Source organism: Shinella sp. R2-11, from assembly GCF_055330205.1.
The window spans coordinates 12,594-28,494 of sequence record NZ_JBVAPC010000014.1; the positions used below are offsets into that span (position 1 = coordinate 12,594).

At 63.1% G+C, this 15,901-nt stretch carries 14 protein-coding genes and 2 pseudogenes; 7 read left to right on the forward strand and 9 right to left on the reverse strand.

The window, feature by feature from the left end:
* Positions 1-99 precede the first annotated feature (99 nt).
* Positions 100-885 carry a DeoR/GlpR family DNA-binding transcription regulator gene (locus ACZ1A1_RS23795; protein WP_415214990.1) on the forward strand — a complete coding sequence of 262 codons (786 nt, stop codon included), beginning with the start codon at positions 100-102 and terminating at the stop codon, positions 883-885.
* 34 nt (positions 886-919) lie between these two features.
* Here ACZ1A1_RS23795 and ACZ1A1_RS23800 read toward each other — a convergent pair whose 3' ends face one another.
* Entirely contained in the window at positions 920-1,651 is a 732-nt protein-coding gene (locus tag ACZ1A1_RS23800) for a FadR/GntR family transcriptional regulator (protein WP_463621871.1), read from the reverse strand.
* Between the two features lie 35 nt (positions 1,652-1,686).
* Entirely contained in the window at positions 1,687-4,743 is a 3,057-nt protein-coding gene (gene ydiJ, locus ACZ1A1_RS23805; RefSeq protein ID WP_463621872.1) for a D-2-hydroxyglutarate dehydrogenase YdiJ, read from the reverse strand.
* Positions 4,744-4,840: 97 nt separating this feature from the next.
* Between ydiJ and ACZ1A1_RS23810 the strand changes: the two genes are divergently transcribed.
* The 4 genes from ACZ1A1_RS23810 (at position 4,841) to ACZ1A1_RS23825 (ending at position 6,822) form a co-directional block, all read left to right on the forward strand.
* A complete protein-coding gene (locus ACZ1A1_RS23810; protein ID WP_463621873.1) occupies positions 4,841-5,590 on the forward strand; it encodes an SDR family NAD(P)-dependent oxidoreductase in 750 nt (249 codons plus the stop codon).
* Entirely contained in the window at positions 5,583-6,326 is a 744-nt protein-coding gene (locus ACZ1A1_RS23815) for an SDR family oxidoreductase (protein ID WP_463621874.1), read from the forward strand. Before ACZ1A1_RS23810 ends, ACZ1A1_RS23815 begins: the two co-directional genes overlap by 8 nt.
* Positions 6,327-6,347: 21 nt before the next feature.
* Entirely contained in the window at positions 6,348-6,539 is a 192-nt protein-coding gene (locus tag ACZ1A1_RS23820; protein WP_463621875.1) for a hypothetical protein, read from the forward strand.
* Positions 6,540-6,651: 112 nt separating this feature from the next.
* Positions 6,652-6,822 (forward strand): NAD(P)-binding domain-containing protein, encoded by a 171-nt coding sequence (locus ACZ1A1_RS23825; RefSeq protein ID WP_463621900.1) that lies wholly within the window; start codon positions 6,652-6,654, stop codon positions 6,820-6,822.
* A 390-nt stretch (positions 6,823-7,212) separates the two neighbouring features.
* On the opposite strand, the gene ACZ1A1_RS23830 is transcribed toward ACZ1A1_RS23825, so the two are convergent.
* The 6 genes from ACZ1A1_RS23830 to ACZ1A1_RS23855 all read right to left on the reverse strand — a co-directional run bounded on the left by ACZ1A1_RS23830 (position 7,213) and on the right by ACZ1A1_RS23855 (position 13,735).
* Positions 7,213-8,283 (reverse strand): ABC transporter ATP-binding protein, encoded by a 1,071-nt coding sequence (locus ACZ1A1_RS23830; RefSeq protein WP_415214996.1) that lies wholly within the window; start codon positions 8,281-8,283, stop codon positions 7,213-7,215.
* A gap of 55 nt (positions 8,284-8,338) precedes the next feature.
* Positions 8,339-9,298, reverse strand: coding sequence for a hypothetical protein (locus tag ACZ1A1_RS23835; RefSeq protein ID WP_463621877.1), 960 nt, complete (start codon positions 9,296-9,298; stop codon positions 8,339-8,341).
* A 12-nt stretch (positions 9,299-9,310) separates the two neighbouring features.
* Positions 9,311-10,189: a carbohydrate ABC transporter permease gene (locus ACZ1A1_RS23840; protein WP_463621878.1), complete on the reverse strand. Its 879-nt coding sequence runs from the start codon at positions 10,187-10,189 to the stop codon at positions 9,311-9,313.
* On the reverse strand, positions 10,189-11,265 hold the full coding sequence (locus ACZ1A1_RS23845) for a carbohydrate ABC transporter permease (protein WP_463621879.1): 1,077 nt from the start codon (positions 11,263-11,265) through the stop codon (positions 10,189-10,191). Before ACZ1A1_RS23845 ends, ACZ1A1_RS23840 begins: the two co-directional genes overlap by 1 nt.
* A gap of 134 nt (positions 11,266-11,399) precedes the next feature.
* A complete protein-coding gene (locus ACZ1A1_RS23850) occupies positions 11,400-12,662 on the reverse strand; it encodes a sugar ABC transporter substrate-binding protein (RefSeq protein WP_463621880.1) in 1,263 nt (420 codons plus the stop codon).
* Between the two features lie 26 nt (positions 12,663-12,688).
* Positions 12,689-13,735 carry a LacI family DNA-binding transcriptional regulator gene (locus tag ACZ1A1_RS23855; protein ID WP_463621881.1) on the reverse strand — a complete coding sequence of 349 codons (1,047 nt, stop codon included), beginning with the start codon at positions 13,733-13,735 and terminating at the stop codon, positions 12,689-12,691.
* A gap of 82 nt (positions 13,736-13,817) precedes the next feature.
* Here ACZ1A1_RS23855 and ACZ1A1_RS23860 point away from each other — a divergent pair.
* Together ACZ1A1_RS23860 and ACZ1A1_RS23865 are read left to right on the forward strand one after the other, a co-directional pair.
* Positions 13,818-14,171, forward strand: a pseudogene (locus tag ACZ1A1_RS23860) (molybdopterin cofactor-binding domain-containing protein); the annotation flags it as partial.
* A pseudogene (locus tag ACZ1A1_RS23865) lies at positions 14,166-14,436 on the forward strand (IS66 family transposase); the annotation flags it as partial. The pseudogenes ACZ1A1_RS23860 and ACZ1A1_RS23865, both read left to right, overlap by 6 nt.
* Positions 14,437-14,548: 112 nt before the next feature.
* Here ACZ1A1_RS23865 and hisD read toward each other — a convergent pair.
* A complete protein-coding gene (gene hisD, locus ACZ1A1_RS23870) occupies positions 14,549-15,892 on the reverse strand; it encodes a histidinol dehydrogenase (protein WP_463621882.1) in 1,344 nt (447 codons plus the stop codon).
* Between the last annotated feature and the right edge of the window lie 9 nt (positions 15,893-15,901).

Below are 15,901 nucleotides of genomic sequence, written 5' to 3' on the forward strand. Positions count from 1 at the left end.
TATGTGGATGTGTGGGGAAATGTGTTTTTATGGATTTTTTTGGACTTGAGGCAATTTGTGGGGTTCTGTATTGAAGACGAAAGGGTGGAGTCTCCAGGCATGTGGCAGGAAGAACGGCAGCAGAAAATTCGGACGCTCCTGGCCGCCTATGGCCAGGTCTCCGCTGATCGTGTCGCCGATGAGTTTGGCGTTTCGCGAGAGACGATCCGCCGCGATTTCGTGGAAATGGAAGCGGCAGGCGAGTTGAAGCGACTGCGCGGCGGCGCCGTTCCGGTTACGCCCGAAGATCCGGCCTTCGACGTCCGTATCACGCAGCGCCTCAAGGAAAAGCGGGCAATCTGCGTCCGGGCGCTGTCGCTCTTGCGCGATGGGCAGACCATCTTCATGGACGGCGGCTCGACATTGTCTATCATGGCCGAGGAGATAGCCGGGCGATCAGGGCTCAGGGACCTGACGATCATCACTAACTCGCTCGAAATCGCCATGACGATCGCGGAAAAGCCTGGCGAACCGTCGCGCGGATTCCGCGTGGTGCTTTTGGGTGGGGACGTGAAGCATGATCCGGTGGAGACCTTCGGCCCGGCGACTATCCTCGAAATCCAGCGCTTCCGTGCCGATGTCTCCATCATTTCGCCTTGGGGTATCGAATTGCGGGGCGGTGCCATGGATCACTACCCGCACAGTACCGAGGTCGCGCGTGCGATGGTTAGCAATGCGGCGACGAAAATCATCCTTGCCGATCATTCGAAGCTGGGCGTCGCTGCGCGGACGGTGTTCTGCCCGATCGAGGATATCGATTATCTCGTGGTTGACCCGAAGGCACGGGAAAACCCGGCCTTCGATTCCTTCGCCGCCGCGGTCCCGGGGTTGATCGTCGCCGAATAGCGCATCGCCGTGCTCGCGACGCGACAGCGCACGATCACTTCGTAGCTTTCAAGTCTTTCGGCTCCGCCAGCATCGCCTGGTACCGGTTGAGGCTCTCTTCGAGGTGGGCAGAAAGCGCCTGTTTTGCGGCCTTGGCGTCGCCTTGCGTGATCGCGGCGAGAATGGCGGCGTGCTCCTTGTTGATCTTCTTCAAGTAGGCGTTGTAGGAGCGGCCGGACTGGCTGTGCTTCAACACGAGATCGAAGTTGATTTCGCCCATGACGGCTTCCAGAAAGCGCGGGAAATGCGGGTTGCGTGTCGCCTTGGCGATGGCGAGGTGGAACTCGAAATCGGCGCGCGCTTCGATCTCGGCATCGCTGGTGTCCAGGTTTTCGATGTGGTCGAAGGCCCGGGCGATTTCGGCAAGCGCTTCCGGCGTTCGCCGCTGGGCGGCAAGCGCCACGGATTGCAACTCCACGCCCAGCCGCAGTTCGAGGATCTGCATCGCCGAGCGAATGTCGTCGATGCGGCTGATCTCGAAGTTCAGTGTCCTTGCGTCCTTCTCCGTCACATAGACGCCGGCTCCCTGCCGGGTGATCACGCGGCCAGCGACCTTGAGCGAGGTCAGCGCCTCGCGGATGACGGTGCGGGAAACGCCGAACTCCTCGCAGAGCTGTGCACTCGACGGAATCTTCTCGCCCGGAACGTAAAGCCCGGAATCGATGCGCTCGCTAAGTTTGGCGACGACGATCTCACCGAGATTTCCGCGCTGCGTGATAACCGACATTCCGATACAGCCTTTGCGTTAATTCTTCTAATTTGTCACATATCATACGTCGCATCTCCACCCAAGGGAAGTGTGAGGCGCTCCTGGAGGGCGGCTCGGATGGCCTGAAAAGGATGGGGAAGTCTTACGCCATCCATGAGCTTGACCTGCGACCGGCAGGAGTAACCCGTCGCCATCACCAGCTCGGCGCGGTCCGGCGTGGCCAGGGCGGGCTGCCAGCTCATCGCGTAGAGTGTCTCGGAAAGTGCACGGTTGCGCACTTCATGACCAAAGGTGCCTGCCATGCCGCAGCACCCGGCCTCGCCGACGACGAGCTCCATGCCCAGTTTCGCGAACACAGCCTTCCACTGGGCGGTTGCCACCGGCGCATTGGTGCGCTCGGTACAATGGGCCATGAGCTGGACGCGCTTGCGCTCTCCGCCGGCCGGCGAGGGGAGGCGGTCGAGGACGGTGGCCAGCCATTCCTGCGGCAGGAGGACACGCGCTTTCATCCCGGTGCCGGAATATTCACTGCGGAAGGCAAGGGTCATGGACGGATCGATGCCGACCAGCGGCACGCCCGCTTCCGCCAGCCTGTCGATGATTGCCGCGGTGCGGCGGGCGGTTTTCTCGAAGGCGCCGAGATAGCCGTGCACATGCAGCGCCTTGCCGTTGACCAGCGGCGGCGCGATGAAGGGTGTCAGCCCGAGCAGCCGAGCTACCTCCACCGCATCGAGGAGCACGTGCGGATCGAAATGCTCGGTAAAGGCATCCGGCACGAAAACGACGGCTCCGGCCCGCGCCGCCTCATCGAGGCGGCCCAGTCGCGCCGGGGTGGCGACGGATACGTTCTGCCGGGCAAGTGTTCGGCGCACCGATATCGACGGGAGCGTGGGCAGCGCCGTGAGGCCGGCGCACCGCATCGCTGCCTTTCCTGCCGAGGAGCCGGCAACGAGATTATAGAGCGGCCGCACCCGCGCCATCAGCGGCAGGGTGGTTTCGATGGCGGCGACCAAGGGATCTTTCAACGGCCGCAGATAGCGTTTGTAATAGAGCGCGAGGAACTTGGCGCGGAAGGCGGGTACGCTCACCTTGACGGGACATTGCCCGGCGCAGGCCTTGCAGGCGAGGCAGGTATCCATCGCCGCGCGCACCTCATGGGAAAAGTCGTCACGATTGGCGGGATTGAGGCTGTTCCATAGACGGTTCACGAAGCCAAGCGGTTGCGGCCGCGCGGCTTCGCGGCGCGGGTCGATGCCCTTCTCGGCAAGCCGCCGCAGCCATTCGCGCATCAGCGAGGCGCGGCCTTTCGGCGAGAAGCGCCGGTCGCGCGTCGCCTTGTAGGAGGGACACATCAGCCCGTCCGCATCGAAATCGAAGCAGGCGCCGTTGCCGTTGCAATAGGCGGCATTGTCGAAGGCGGCGCGAATGTCGTTGCCGATGTCGCGGTCGAGCGTGCCGCGCAGCGGGATGGCGTCGATCTTCGGCAAGGTGCGGCCGGCCGGCGCGACGATCTTGCCGGGATTGAGCTGGCCGAGCGGATCGAAAGTGGCCTTGATCTCCTGCAGGCGCGGATAGAGCGGCCCGAAAAACGCCGGCACATATTCCGAGCGAACGCCCTTGCCATGCTCGCCCCAGAGGACGCCGCCATGTTTTCGCGTCAATGCCACGACGGCATCGCTGATCCGGCGCACCAGCGCCGCATGTTCGGGGCGGGTGAGGTCGAGTGCCGGGCGCACATGCAGCACGCCGGCATCGACATGGCCGAACATGCCGTATGCGAGGCCTTCGCTGTCGAGCAACGCCCGGAACTCCCGGATATAGGCGGCGAGGTTTTCTGGCGGAACGGCAGTATCCTCGACGAAAGGCACTGGCCGGACCGGACCCTCGACATTGCCGAGCAGGCCGACCGCGCGCTTGCGCATCGTCCAGACGGCCTCGACCTCGGCCTTGCCATGGGTCGTCGTAAAACCCTTGCGGCCGGGAAATGGATTGTTTTTCAGCGCCGTCGTGACCGCCGAAAGCTTCTCCGCCAGCTCCTGGGGCGTATCCGCTAGGATTTCGGCGATGTTGATGCCGTTTGACGGGCCGATGGCATCGTCGGGAAAGAAGGCGGTGATACGGGGCCATACGATATCGCCCTTGGCAAGCCGCAGCACCGTTTCATCGATCGTCTCGACCGAGGCGACATCGAGCGCCACGAGATTGCGCGCATCCTCGAGCGCGGCATTGAAATTGTCGTAGCGGATATTGACGAGCGCCGCGCAAGCCGGGATCGGCAGCAGGTTCAGCTCCGCCTCGGCAATCATCGCCAGCGTGCCTTCCGACCCGCAGAGCACCGCGTTGAGGTCGAAAACGCCATCGCCGCGTTGCACATGGGCGAGGTCGTAGCCCGTCATGAAGCGGTTGAGCTTCGGGAAGATGCGTTCGATCTCGGCGCGATCGTTGCTGGCGATGCGGGTGAGGGTGCGGTGGATATCGCCGATCCGGTCGCGCCGCGCCTGGAGCGCACGCAATTCCTCCTCGCGCACGGGGCGAGAGAGGAAGTCGGTGCCGTCAGTCAGCACGACGCGCAGGGCCAGCACATGATTGCTCGTCTTGCCATAAAGGCAGGAGCCCTGGCCGCAAGCGTCGGTCGAGATCATGCCGCCGATCGTTGCCCGGTTTGAGGTCGAAAGCTCGGGTGCGAAGAACAGGCCGTGCGGCGCCAGCGCCTTGTTCAGCTGGTCCTTGACGACGCCTGCCTCCACCCGCGCGACGCGGCGCACGGGATCGATCGCGAGAATGCGGTTCATATGGCGCGAGCAATCGACGACGACGCCCGATGTCAGCGACTGGCCGTTTGTACCCGTTCCGCCGCCGCGTGGGGCAACGCTGATCTCGGCGAATTCCGGTCGGGCCAAGGCTTTGGCTATGCGCTTGAGGTCGTCAGTGTTTCTGGGAAACAGAATGGCCGCTGGTTCGACCTGATAGATCGAATTGTCCGTGGCAAAGACATTGCGCTCTGCCGTGGATCGGCCGATCTCTCCTTCAAGGCCCGCGCTCGCGAGATACGACAGGAACGCCTCGGCTGGTGACGCGGTGTGGTGTTCTGCGACAAGGCGAGGGATCATCTCGAAGTCCAAAAAGGGGCTTGTGCTTCATATAAGTTGGCATATAAGTGATAACATGCCAATATGGCGGCGCAACCCGAAATCGTGAGGTCGGAACATGAAGAACCAGTCTGTTGTCATCGTCGGCGGCGCTTCCGGGCTGGGGCTGGTGACCGCCCGGCTGATGGTCGCCCACGGCGCGACGAAGATCGGCCTTATCGATCGCAATGAGGCGCTGCTGGCCTCTTCCGCCGCGGAGCTCGAAGCGCTCGGCGCCGAAGTGGTGACGGCCGTTGCCGATATCTCCCGCGCCGAGACGGCCCATGGCGGCTTTGCGGCCGTGGCCGCCAAGCTCGGCCGCATCCATGCGCTGGTCAATAGCGCCGCGATCTATCCGCGCAAGCCGATCCTTGAAATCTCCGACGAGGACTGGGACCTCGAAAACGCCATCAACGTGAAGGGTACCTATCACATGATGGTCGCGGCGGTGCGCCATATGCGCCAGTTCGTCAACGCGCCCGAGGTGACCGGCCGCATCGTCAACGTCACCTCCGTCGATGCGTTCAAGGCGCATCCGCAGAATGCCCATTATGCCGCCACCAAGGCCGCCGTCGTCAGCCTCACCAAGTCCTTTGCGCAGGAATGTGCCGCAGACCAGATTCTGGTGAACTCGGTCGCGCCCGCCGGCTTTGCCACCGACCGCGCCAAGGAGCTCGGCTTCCTGCCGGAGCTTGCCAAGGCAAGCGCGCTCGGCCGCGCCGCCGAGCCCGTCGAAATGGCCGAATGGATCGTGATGATGGCGTCCAGCCGCAACACCTACGCCACGGGCGAGAATGTCGTGATCAGCGGAGGCTACATCTATGTCTGACGCCTATCGCGTCGCCGTCGTCACCGGCGCCACCAGCGGCATCGGCAAGGCCATCGTGCCGGTGCTACGCGCCCGGGGGCTTGCCGTCTATGCGGTGGGCCGCAACGCGGCGCAGCTTGCCGAACTTGCCGACGCGACCGGTGCGATCCCGGTGCAGGCTGATGTACGCGATACGGCCCGCATCGCCGCGGCGCTCGACGGCGTCGAGGTCGACGTCCTCGTCAACAATGCCGGCATCCTCTCCACCCGCGCGGCCTTCCAGGACATCGATCCCGCCGAGATCGACGCGATGATCGACGTCAACCTCAAGGCGCCGATGCATCTGACGCGTGTCGTTCTGCCGGGCATGGTGGCGCGCAAGCGCGGCCATCTCATTTATATCGGCTCCAGCGGCGGACAGGCGCCTTACCCCAGCATGGGTGCCTACGGCGCTTCGAAGGCGGGCCTCAGCCTGTTCTGCGACAATCTGCGCTGCGACCTGCTCGGCACGTCCGTCCGCGTGAGCGAGATTGTCCCCGGCCGTGTGCAGACGGAGCTTTACCGCACCTCCATCGCCAACAACCAGGCGCAGGCGGTGCTCTATGACGGCTACCGGCCGATCCAGCCGGAGCACATCGCCCGGATCGTCAATGATGTTATCGCGCTGCCGGTCTATGTCGACGTCGCCCGCGTCGAGGTCTTCCCGACCGATCAGGCGACCGGCGGCGGAACGATGGTGAAATTCGAGGCGCAATGAACTCAAGCGGGAGGAGAGGCCATGAACGACAAGACTTCCGAGGAGGAGCGCCGGCCGGACCTCGTCCGCAACTATCGCCCCGTTGCGATCCGCTCCGTCATCGCGGCGCATGCGATGATCCCGAAGCCGCGGCCGGACGCCAACGCGGAACCGCTGGCACCCGCAGCGGGCTTCGCCCTTCCGGGCGGTTTCCACAATCCCACAGAGGATTGACGTTTCATGGCGTTACCAAAGCCCTGGCTTGGCTTCATAGGCGCCGGTACAATCACCGAAGTAGTCGTGACGGGCATCGCCTCCCCGGGGGAGCCGTCACCCGAATCACCGTATCGCCTCGCTCCGAAAAAAAAACGCCGCGCGCCTCACGACCTTGTCATCGCAGGTGACTGTTGCAGCTGATAACCAGCATGTGGTCGATACAGCGGATATGCTCTTCCTCGCGGTCCGGCCGAATGTCGCCGAAGAGGTCGTGCGCGCCCTCCGATTCCGGCCCAGTTAGCAGGTCGTCAGCTTGTCGCGACGGTCCTTGACATTATCGGCTTGCCGATACTGACGCTTTGCGGAGAACTTATTATCCTTCCACACGGCATGAAGCTGTCTCCAACATGTACGTCTTGCTCCTTCGAACTTGCCCGAAATGCTAAAGCGGGCAAATCTACTAATGGAACGCCTCGTGCTGAGTAGGCGATTACGATCGCAGCAAGAGTTCACTATAGGCGGCAGACCAAACTGGCGCCCCCTACATCTTCATCCGATCCGCGTCGCTTCAATTCTCGATGATGAGATTTTGTAAACGATCGCGGTCCTCTATGACGCTGTGGAGGACACAGCTGTTGCCTTGGCCGACCTTGACGTCATACTCTTTTTGACCACGGCAGCGATGGGTCCGTCAGGCTGTTTCGAAGAGATGGGCTTTTTCGGGCTCGAAGCCGACGAGCAGTTCCGCGCCGAGTTCAAACGACTGGTCTCCATTGAGGGCGACCACGACGCGGCCGCCCGTGGTCAGGTCCACATTGACAACCGTTTCCGTTCCCAGCCGCTCGACCAGCGAGATGCGGCCGTGAAGGTGGCCGCGATCCGCGCCCTTGCCCGGATGCAGGAACTGCGGGCGGACACCGAGGATCGCGCGACCGCCGGTATGGAAGGAGCCGATGGCGCGGGGAATAGCCACGGGCTCCAGCGCCGATGAGGTGACGACCACGCCGCCGTCGGAAACGTCCTTCACCTCGACTTCGAGGAAATTCATCTTCGGGCTACCGAGGAAGCCGGCGACGAACTGGTTGGCCGGCTGGTGGTAGAGTTCAAGGGGGCTTCCCACCTGCATGACCTCGCCGGCCCGCAGCACGACGATCTTGTCGGCGAGCGTCATCGCCTCGACCTGGTCGTGGGTGACATAGACCATCGTCGCGCCGAGATCCTTGTGGAGCTTGCCGATCTCCATGCGCATGTCGACGCGCAGCGCCGCATCGAGGTTCGACAGCGGCTCATCGAAGAGGAAGACCTTGGGCTTGCGCACGATCGAGCGCCCGATCGCCACGCGCTGGCGCTGGCCGCCGGAAAGTTGCGAGGGCTTGCGGTCGAGCAGGTGTTCCATCTGGAGGATGCGCGCGGCTTCGCCCACCGCGCGCTCCTTCTCGGCCTTCGGCGTGCCCGCGAGCGTCAGGCCGAAGCCGATATTCTCCCGCACAGTCATGTGCGGGAAGATGGCATAAGACTGGAAGACCATGGCGATGCCGCGCTCGCGCGGCTGCTCGTCGTTGACGCGCGTGCCGTCGATATAGAGATCGCCGCCGGAGATTTCCTCCAGCCCGGATATCATCCGCAGCAGGGTGGACTTGCCGCAGCCCGAAGGCCCGACGAAGACCACGAACTCTCCATGCTTGATATCGAGGCTCACGCCCTTGATGATGTCGACGCTGCCATAGCTCTTCTTCAGGTCGACGAGTTTCACATCAGCCATGCCATTTCCTCCACTGTGAGCCTCCGCGAGGGGCCCTCCTCCAGTCCCTTTGGTTTCAGCCGAGGCGCAGCCACCCGTCGGCGTCGATCGTCACCGTCACCGGATCGGCGATCTCGCCCACGAATTCGCCGCCGTTCGGATTCGCGATGAAGCCGAGAAGCACCATGCCGTCGTCCGTATCGACGATGCGCGCCGCGTAGCGGTCGACGGCCGGATCGCCGTCGAGGAAGAGGCCGGGCGCCACCGTCCACGGCCCGCGGGGATCGTCGGCGACAAGATAGTGCGTTCCGTTCACCGGCGTGCCCGGATAGGTCGCGCGGTAGGCGTCGGCGTAGTGCTGCGGGGCGGTGCAGAACAGGCAGTACCAGCGCCCATTCTTCTCGAAGACCTGCGGCACTTCCAGCTGGCCGAATTCTCCGGCCGTGTAGACCGGATCCTGAAGCGTCCAGTTGTAGAGGTCCGGCGAGGTGGCGAAACCGATGGCACCGCCGGCATTCGGTTCCTCGCGCCCCGGGACGCGCGCGGTGAAATACATCATCCAGCCACCCTTCGGATCGCGCATGACCCACGGGTCGCGCATCGCCCGGTCCGGCCAGTGGCCGGGTGTAAGCTCCTCGTACCGTTCATCGATGTCGAGGGCGAGGCCGCCGTTGACACGGGTCCAGTTGTGCAGGTCCGTGCTAGTGGCGTGGCCGATGCGCTGCTTGAGGCCGTCTTCCGAGCGGGAGCCGCCGGTGTAGAACAGATGCCAGAGGCCGTCGTCGCCGCGTACGACCGAGCCAGTCCAGGTGGTATAGTCGTCCCAGGCTGCCTCGATGGAAGGCGCGAAGGCTGTGCCCTTGTGCTCCCAGTTCTTCAGGTCGCAGCTGACGGCGTGGCCTTGGCTCACGTTGAAATGACGCAGGTCCGGATTCTTCAACGCCTTGTCGGCCTGGAGGAAGAAGACGTGCCACAAGTCGCCGTCGCGAACGTACCAGCTATCCCAAACCCATTTGGTCGGAAGAGAAATCGTCATGCTTGTCAGTCCTTAGCCTTTCACGCCGGTAGAGGCGATCGATGAGATGAAGGCGCGTTGCAGCACCAGGTAGAAGGCGAGCACCGGTACGGTGATCACCGAAAGGTAGGCCATCAGCTCACCCCAGACGGGGTTGAGCTGGAAGAAGTATTGAAGGCCGACCATGACGGGGCGGAAGCCCTCGGCCTGCGTCACCATCAGCGGCCAGAGATACTGGTTGTACATGGCCAGGAACTTCAGGATCGCCGCCGTCGCCAGCACCGGGCCGGAGAGCGGCATCACCACCCTGCGGTAGATCTGGAACCATGTCGCACCCTCGACGCGGCAGGCCTCGATCAGTTCGCGCGGCAGATCCTTGAAGAAGGAGACGAAGAGGAAGATCGTCAGGCCGTCTGCGACGAAGGGCACGATCTGCACCCGGTAGCTGTTGAGCCAGCCGAGCGTCAGCCCGTCCGCCGAGACCCAGGGCAGGTTGTTGACGACGATCAGCATCGGGATAGCGATCGTCTCGAAGGGTACGATCAAGGTAGCGATGATGACCGCCAGCACCACGTCCCGTCCCCGCCAATTGAGGAAAACGAAGGAGAAGGCGGCGAGCGAGCAGACGAAGAGCGACAGGATCACTGTTATCCCGGTCACCAGCACCGAGTTGAAGATGAACAACGCCACCGGCGCGCGGTGGAAGGCCCCGACATAGTTCTTCAGCGATATGTCGCCCACCGGAAGGAAGGCACGCAGGCTCGATGTGTCGGCGAGCAGCTGTGGATCCGGCTTCAGCGAAGACATGACCATGAAAAGCAGCGGTCCGATGAAGATCACCGCGCCGATCACCAGGAGGGCATAGCGCCATGCCCGGTCGAAAGTTGCATTCTTGCCTTGCACGGTAGCCATCAGTTTCTCTCCCGGGTGAGGTAGCGCTGGGTGAGCGAGATCGTCAGCACGATCAGGAACAGGACGACCGAGATGACGGAGCCCGCGGCGATGTCCTGCTTGCGGTAGCCGCGCTCGACCGCCTGGAAGACCATGGTCTGAGTCGAATCGATCGGCCCGCCCCGCGTCATCACATCGATCTGTGCGAACAGCCCGAAGGCCTGCATGGTGATGACGATCAGCACCAGGACGGCGGTGTTCCTGAGCCCCGGCCAGGTGACATAGCGGAAAGCCTGCCAGCGCGTCGCCCCCTCGATATTCGCCGCCTCGTAGAGCGTCGGCGAGATCGATTGCAGGCCGGCGAGCCAGATGACCATGTGGAAACCGACTGCCTGCCAGATCGACATGGCGATGATGGCCGGCAGCGCCGTTGAGGGATTGCCCAGCCAGTCCACCGGCTTGAAGGCCCCGAAGGTCAGCCAGGAGAGCACGTTGTTGAGAAGCCCGTTGTCGCCGTCATAGATGAAGCGCCACAGAAGCGAGACGACGACGATCGAGACCACGACCGGCATGAAATAGACGGTGCGGAAGAAATTGATGCCCTGCAGTTTCTGATTGATCATCACTGCAAGCAGCAGCGCGAGCCCGCCTTGCAGCGGCGCGACCAACAGCACGAAGAGGAAGGTGTTGCGCAGCGCCTTCATGAAGACGACGTCGCTCGCCAGCACATAGACGCGGTTCTCGCCCCAGCTGAAGCTGAACCATTCCTGCTTGCCGGCAAGATGCGGATAGTCGGGATTGTTGCGGGTGTAGCCGCGCAGCCGCGGATAGGTGGGTTGGCCGTCGTCACCCCGCACGACGGCGCCGGCCTCGTCGCGCTCCGGCGCGAGCGTCAACGTGCTGACGCCGAGCAGCTTCTCGAAATTCGCCGTGCCGACCCATTGTGTCGGATTGGGCGAGAAGAGCCGCTGGTTCGTGAAGCTGAGCCCGAAGGCGAGTGCGAAGGGCACGATGATGAAAAGCAGGATGAGGCCGAAGGCCGGCGCGGCCATCGCCCATCCGGCCCCATTGGAAGACAGCAGGCGGGTTTTCGTCATTGCCATGGGTCTCCTCCCCCGAAACAAGGTTGCACGGGCCCGCTCCTTTGCGCGGGAGCGGGCATGCGGCATCGATGCGCCTGCGGCCACAGGGACTTCAGGCGCTCCACGTTGAGTTTGCAGGCGAGGCTTTTTTACTGGCCGTAGCCCTGGTTGTTGGCGATGTCCGCGTCGATCTCGTCAACGGCGGCATCGAGCGTCGTGGCGACCTCCGCGCCGTCGGCTATGTCGGCGAGCGCCTTCTGGAAGACGCGGGCCTGCACCACGTAGCCGGGCGTGACGGGCCGGACCATGGCCTGGCGCGCGCTAAGGTCGTAGAACACAGCCATCTTGCCGCCGGCCTTGTAGTTTTCGGTCATCTGGGCGGCCGAGGCGGTCGCAGGCACGAGGCCTGATGCATCCGAGAACATCGCCTGGTACTTGTCCTGCGTCGCGAAGCGGATGAAGGCGCTGGCGCCGTCCTTATGCTTGCTCTTCTGGGAAACGGCAAGCTGCCAGGAGGCCGCGCCGATCTTCGAGCCGTGGCCGAAATTCGGTGCGGGCAGGAACAGTACGTCGTCGCCGAAGGCCTTGATCTGGTCGGCGGCCATCCAGTTGCCGCTCCAGATCATGGCGTACTTGCCTTGGAGGAAGCCGGACGCCTTGTCGGCCGGATCCTGGGAGGTGCCGGGCACCATACCGTCCTTGAAGAGGCTCTGCCACCACTCGCCGAATTTCAGCGCCGCATCGCCGTTCAGCACGTTGTCGGCGGACTTGTAGGTGGCGCGGTCGACGATATCGCCGCCGAAACTCTGCAGGAAGGGCGAGAAAGCATAGGGATACCATTCGCTCTTGTCGGCCATGGCAAGGTCGAGCGGATAGTCGAAATCGCCGCTTTCCTTGATCTTGGCGAGCGCTGCGTTGAACTCCTCGCCGGTCCACGGCTGGTCGAGCGTCGGTACGCGGATACCGTATTTGTCGAGCGTCGACTTGCGCGTGGTGAGCGCCACGGCCGCATCCCACAGGCCGACCGAATAGACCTTGCCCTGCCACTTGCCGATCGTGCCCGGCAGGAAGCCCTTCAGATCGGCGTCGGAGATTTCGAGCGGCGCGAGATAGCCGGCCCAGGCCCAGTTCGGCATGACCGGCCCATCGACGTCGATGATGTCAGGTAGCTCGTTGGAGAGCGCCGCCGCCGTCACCGAGTCGTTATAAGCGTTCTGCGGAAACTGCTGGAGGCGGACTTTCCATTCGGTCTGAGAGGCGTTGAAATCCTCCACGATCTTCCCGAAGATAGGGCCTTCCCAGGGATTTCCGGCCCCGTGCTGCCAGAAAACCAGCTCGGCCTGTGCCGCCGCGCTGCCGGCAAAGCAGGCAGTCGCTAGCAAGCCTATGCCGATCTGTTTGAATATCTTCATGCCTTTTCCTCCTGTTGATGGATCTATCAGCGTGCCGGTCCCGGGATCACCGAGTCGCGCCAGCACAGTTCGCCCGGAACCTCCTTCCGGGTTCCCGCCACAATCGGCGTATCCCCGCGCAGCTCTCCGAGCATGAGCCGCGCCGCCATCTCACCCATGCGGGCATAGGGCAGCTCCATGGTGGTGAGCTGCGGATAGAGCGTTTCCGAGATCACTTGGTAGTCGTCGTAGCCGGCCACAGACATGCCGTCGGGCACGGCGATATTGCGCGCGCGCAGTAGACCGTAGACGGCAACCGCCAGCCGGTCGTTGCCGCAGCACAGCACTGTCGGCGGCTCGTCGAGCGCAAGCAGCCTGTCGAGTGCTTCGTCGAGGGCCGCCCGTTCTTCCGGCGCGCCATAGCGGTCGGCATCGATCACCAGCGCCGGGTCATAGGCGATGCCGGCTTCCTCTAATGCGCGCCTGTAGCCATCGAGCCTGAGGCCCTGCGCGACCAGCGCGCCCGCCAGCGTGAGGAAGCCGATGCGGCGATGGCCCGCAGCGACGATCCTCGCCACCAGTGCATGCTGCCCGTGGCTGTCCTCGGGCACTACACATGGCGTGCCGGCCGCGTCGAAAGCGTTCACCAGGACGAGTGGATCACCGTGCCCCGCAAGCGGAAGGTCCACCTGCATGTGATGCTTTGCGACATAGAACAGCCCCTCGACCCGATGCTCCCGGAGTGCGCGCGCCAGTGTGGGCACGCGCTCGATATCTCCTCCGGTGTCGGAGATCAGCAGCGTCAGCCCCTCGGCAGCCAGCGTCCTCTGGATTGCTTGCACGATGAAGAGGTCGGGCAGGCCGCCGCCGCCCACCTGGCTGCCACTGATCGCGCCCGTTACCAGCCCGACAAGACCGGTGCGTCCCGAGCGCATGGTTCGCGCCGCGCTCGACGGCACATATTCGAGCTGGCGCATGGCTGCCTCGACAGCCTCTCTGGTGCGAGCGTTGACCGGCGCGTCGCCGTTCATCACACGCGAAACGGTTTTTGAAGAGACGCCCGCAATCTTGGCGACATCGTAGATCGTAGCCATCGTTCACCCCTCCCTACAGTATGACACCGGTGTCATGTCATCGGTGTCATACTGTAGGGAGGGAATTTTTGCAAGAGGTGAAAACGGGGGCCAGTTTGGTGGCAGCTACTCGACGTCGGGCGTTCATGCTGCCTGCGTCAAGCTGCGAGAGGCGGTGGCGAAGAAACTGGGCCTAAACTTGCAGGGGTCAGCTTCGAAAATGTTGAAGTGGGCTCCGGCAACCGCTCGATTGCGCTGTCCTAGGCGGCAGGCCGGGAGGGCTGACGGGGTGAAGAAAAGACCGAGTGGGGCAAGCTTTCAGAAACGAGCCGGCAATCGACATTCGGTACCCATTTCGTCGAGGTTGACATCGATACGGCAACCGGTGAAACGCGCATCCGCCGGACGCTGGCGGTGCGTGTGACCGGGGCGGGTCCTCAATCCGATCAGAGCCCGTGATGATAGACCCTGCGGCGCAACCAGCCCCTAGATCGTCGCCTATCGTTTTGAAGACAACCGAGGCACTAAGCTGCATGGTGCGTCATTTCGCTGGGCTCAGCAGCATCCTTCAGGGCGATGGGTACTCCGCCTATAGCACCTGACCAACCTGCGGGGACCGTGACCGGGAGCAATGAGAGGATCCATCTCGTAGGCTGCTGGGGCCATCTCCGGCGCAGGTTTTATGACCTCATATCAACGGGTGCTCGCAGGTGGCGACGGATAACTTCTGTCGGAGACTGTGGTGCGATCCCGCGCAGTTCAATATGCGCGAGATCTTCCTCTGGTGGTCCAGAGCCTGTTCCGAAAGAGGCATGAACGCGAAGGCTGGCCGCTTCAAGCCACGCTGGCAAGCGGATGAAGGGCCTTATTTCGGAGTGGTGAAACCGCGTTGGCATGGCCGTCGAAGCCCTCGTACCTTGCCAGCCGTTCCGCGTGGCCCGCAAAGCCATGATAGGCTTCTTCGGATAGCGAAGCGATCGACGTGCGTTTCAGAAAATCGAAGACCGCCAGCGGCGACATGGTTTTCGCAGCAGCACCCGTCGGCAGAACGTGGCTCGGCCCCAGCACGAAGTTGGCGACGCTGATTGCGGAATGCGGCCCCAGCAGAATCTCTCCGGCATGCTCGAAGCGGCTGAGATATTGCCAGGCATTGTCGGCGAGAACCGCGAGATGTTCCGGTGCGTAATCATTGACGAAGGCAAAAGCCTCCTCGCGCGTGTCGGCAACGACGATCCCCCCTCTTGGGCCGGTCAGGACGGTTTTGGAGTATTGCGCGCGCGTGTCTCCCATCTGTGCCCATAAGCCGGGTATGTGGGCAGCAACCGTATGCGCGAACTCTTCGCTATCAGTCACGAAGAAAACGGAAGAATCCGGGCCGTGCTCGGACTCCACGCAGAGGTCCAATGCCACCAGCTCTGCTGGTACGGTGCCATCCGAGAAGACGATCAGTTCGCTCGGGCCTGCGGGGCTGCCGGGATCGATGACGGACGAAAGCTGCTTCTTTGCCGCGACCACCCACGGGCTGCCGGGGCCGACGATCTTGTCACACTTGGGAACCGTCTTCGTGCCGAATGCGACGGCCGCAATGCCTTGCGCACCGCCGCACTTGAAGACGTCAGTAATTCCTGCAATCTCTGCGGCAACCAGGGTTGCCGGATCAACGGTTCCGTCTGGGCCGGGCGGCGTAATGACGACCACCTTCTTCACTCCGGCCACCTTCGCCGGAATGGCGGTCATCAGGACGGAACTGGGGAAGGAGCCTTTGCCACGAGGGACATAGCAGGCGACGGAATCGATTGCGTTCCAACGGTCACCGACAAGGACGCCAGGATGCGTTTCATGCAGCGCCAGGGTTTCGGGCATCTGCCTTTCATGGAAGTGGCGAATATTGCCGGCGGCGAATTCGAGGGTTTCGGTCAGTTCCGGGGCAACGGATGCGCGTGCGGCGGCGAACTCCTCGGGTGTTGCACGAAGCTGGCTTGAAGTGATCGGTGCCTTGTCGAACTTGTTTGCAAAGTCCGCAAGCGCCTTGTCGCCATCCCGCCGGACTGCCTCGATGATCGGGATGACCTTCTCCATGAAGGAGCTCAGGTCGTTTTCCGTACGCTGCAAGAGGCCTTTGCGCTGGACTGCGGTCAGTTCCGAGAGCCTGTGGATGGAAATAGGGGTATCAGACATGGGGTCCTC